This is a genomic window from Stenotrophomonas sp. HMWF003 (genome assembly GCF_003061285.1).
Classification (GTDB): Bacteria; Pseudomonadota; Gammaproteobacteria; order Xanthomonadales; family Xanthomonadaceae; genus Stenotrophomonas; species Stenotrophomonas maltophilia_AP.
On the sequence record NZ_QAIW01000408.1, the window covers coordinates 1,294 to 3,873 of the forward strand.

Genomic DNA, 2,580 nt, shown 5'->3' on the forward strand with positions numbered 1-2,580 from the left:
GTGCTGAGCAGCGTCACCGCGATGGTGATGTGCGTGTCGGTGCTGATGCTGAGCGTGCTGCAAGCGCCGGTCTGGATGCTGTTGTCGGCGATGGCGCTTGGCATGGCCGCGGTCAACTACCAGTGCCTGTTCCCGCTGCAGAAGGTGATGGCGCCGATGCTGGCACGCGATGCGGCGCGCCATGGCCGCAGCGGGCCAAGCTGGACCTTCCAGCTGATGTACGGCCGTTGGGCGGTGGTGCTGGTCACCCTGGGCGTGGCCGCGCTGGTGCTGTACAGCCTGGTGCGCACCGGGCGGCTCTGAACGACACGGGCGCGGGTCGATGACCGGCGCCCGTGGGTAGTACGCCGCGGGCTTACTTTGCTGCCGGTGCCTTCGGCGGCATCGGCGGCTTGCCATCGCGGTGGCCGCCACGCGGGCCACCGACCGGCCCCTTGGCCGCATCGAACTCGGCCTTGCTCAGCTGGCCGTCCTTGTTGGTGTCGGCCGCGGCGAACCACGCATCGCGGTGCTGCTTGCGGCCCAGCTCGCGGTCGGCCTTGTCCAGGTAGCCGTCCTTGTTGACGTCCATCTGGTCGAAGCGCGCGGCCAGGCGCGGGTCGGCCTTGGCTTCCTCGCGGCTGATGCGGCCGTCCTTGTTGGTATCCAGTTTGGCCATCATCTCGCCACGGCCACCCGGGCCGCGACCATGGCGTGCGCCGTGCCAACGCGGCAGTTCGTCGCGCGAGAGCTTGCCGTCCTTGTTCTTGTCCAGCGTGTCGAACTGCGCGGCCAGGCGCGGGGCCTTGGCGGCTTCGGCACGGTCGATGACGCCATCGCCATTGGTGTCCAGCTTGGCGCGGGGCGGTGCGCCGGCCGGGGGCGGCACGTCGGCGGCCATGGCCAGGCCGGCGGCGCCGGTGGACAGCAGCAGGGCCAGCAGCAGAAGGGGTTTGCGATTGCGCATGGGTCACTCCGGTAGGGGAAATCGGCGTGCGGTGCATCGGCACCCACGCCTACAACAACGCGTGGCTGCCGGCGGCGTTGACAGCCGGGCCGGCCATGTTCATCTGGCGGACAGTCGCGCCCGCTGCGACGCCCCGGCGCTATGCTGTGGGCATGGCAATTCATGGCGACCGCGACGACGAGCTGCGACTGTTCCAGACCGGTGACCACCCCTGTGGTTACTGGCCGGAACGGGCCGCGCGCGACCTGGTACTGGACCCGCAGGACACGCGGCTGGGCACGCTGTACCCGATGGCGTTGAGCTGGGGTTTCCGGCGCTCGGGCGACCTGGTGTACCGGCCGCATTGCGCCAACTGCCACGCCTGCGTGTCGGTGCGCATTCCGGTGGCACGCTTCGCCCCGGACCGCAGCCAGCGCCGCTGCCTGGCCCGCAACGCGGATCTTGAAGTGCGGATCGTGGCGGCCGAGCAGACCGAAGAGCAGTTCGCGCTCTACCACCGCTACCTCACCCACCGCCACGCGCAGGGCGGCATGGACGGGCACGGCCCGCACGAATTCGACCAGTTCCTGATCGGGCAGTGGGCGCAGGGCCGCTTCATGGAACTGCGCGCGCCCGGCCAGGCCGGCAGGCGCGGCGAGCTGCTCGGAGTCGCGGTCACCGATGTCACCCCGCAGGGGCTGTCGGCGGTGTATACCTTCTTCGACCCCGAGCACGCCCACCGCAGCCTGGGCACGTTCGCGATCCTGCAGCAGATTGCCTGGGCCCGGCGCGAGCAGCTGCCGCACCTGTACCTGGGCTACTGGATCCGCGACCACCGCAAGATGGATTACAAGCGCCGGTTCCGTCCACTGGAGGCCTACGACGGGCGCCGCTGGCACGAATTCGACGACGCCCGGGAAGGGCGCTGACTGACCCAGCAATGCAATGCGCGCCAGTGCAGAATAGGCGCATGAAAGCCCATCCCCTGATCCTTGCCCTGGCCCTGCTGTGCAGCGCCTGCGCCCAGACCCCCGCCAAGACCGCCATGCAGGAAGCTGCCCCCGCGCCGCTGCGGATCGCCACTTACAACACCTCGCTGTACAGCGACGAGACCGGCGGGCTGATCGCCGAGCTGGAAGGCGACAGCGAACACGCCCGCAAGATCGCCGCGGTGCTGCAGCAGGTCCGCCCGGACCTGGTGCTGCTCAACGAGTTCGACTACGACGACGCGCACCGCGCCGCCGACCTGTTCCAGCAGCGCTACCTGGAAACCGCCCAACCCGGCGGCGGCAAACCGCTGCACTACGCCTACCGTTACCTGGCCCCGGTCAACACCGGCGTGCAGAGCGGGCTGGACCTGGACAACAACGGCCAGATCGGCGGCGACGGCCGCGCGCGCGGCAACGATGCGTGGGGCTACGGCCTGCACCCGGGCCAGTACGGCATGCTGGTGCTGTCGCGCTATCCCATCGACGAAGCCAAGGTGCGCAGCTTCCAGCTGCTGAAATGGAGCACCCTGCCCGGCGCGCTGCGCCCGATCGACCCGCGCACCGGAAAGTCCTTCTACAACGACCACGTCTGGTCGCAGCTGCGGCTGTCGTCCAAGTCGCATTGGGACGTACCGGTGACCACGCCCAACGGCGTGGTGCATGCGC

Annotated in this window: 3 protein-coding genes and 1 pseudogene; 3 read left to right on the forward strand and 1 reads right to left on the reverse strand. The window is 69.6% G+C overall.

Going from position 1 to position 2,580, the window contains the following annotated elements:
• A pseudogene (locus tag DBR34_RS23775) lies at positions 1-303 on the forward strand (RNA polymerase subunit sigma-70); the annotation flags it as partial.
• A gap of 52 nt (positions 304-355) precedes the next feature.
• On the opposite strand, the gene DBR34_RS17475 reads toward DBR34_RS23775, so the two are convergent.
• Complete coding sequence (locus DBR34_RS17475) at positions 356-946, reverse strand: EF-hand domain-containing protein (RefSeq protein ID WP_128097727.1); 591 nt, start codon at positions 944-946, stop codon at positions 356-358.
• A gap of 152 nt (positions 947-1,098) precedes the next feature.
• Here DBR34_RS17475 and DBR34_RS17480 point away from each other — a divergent pair, with 152 nt between their 5' ends.
• Positions 1,099-1,854, forward strand: coding sequence for an arginyltransferase (locus DBR34_RS17480; RefSeq protein ID WP_128097728.1), 756 nt, complete (start codon positions 1,099-1,101; stop codon positions 1,852-1,854).
• Between the two features lie 41 nt (positions 1,855-1,895).
• Positions 1,896-2,580 (forward strand): endonuclease/exonuclease/phosphatase family protein (locus DBR34_RS17485; protein ID WP_146186877.1); only part of this gene is annotated, 685 nt, incomplete at its 3' end.

Excerpts from the sequence above, each read along its gene's own strand:
- DBR34_RS17475 (WP_128097727.1), bottom strand. The coding sequence starts at position 946 with ATGCGCAATCGCAAACCCCTTCTGCTGCTGGCCCTGCTGCTGTCCACC.
- DBR34_RS17480 (WP_128097728.1), top strand. The coding sequence starts at position 1,099 with ATGGCAATTCATGGCGACCGCGACGACGAGCTGCGACTGTTCCAGACC.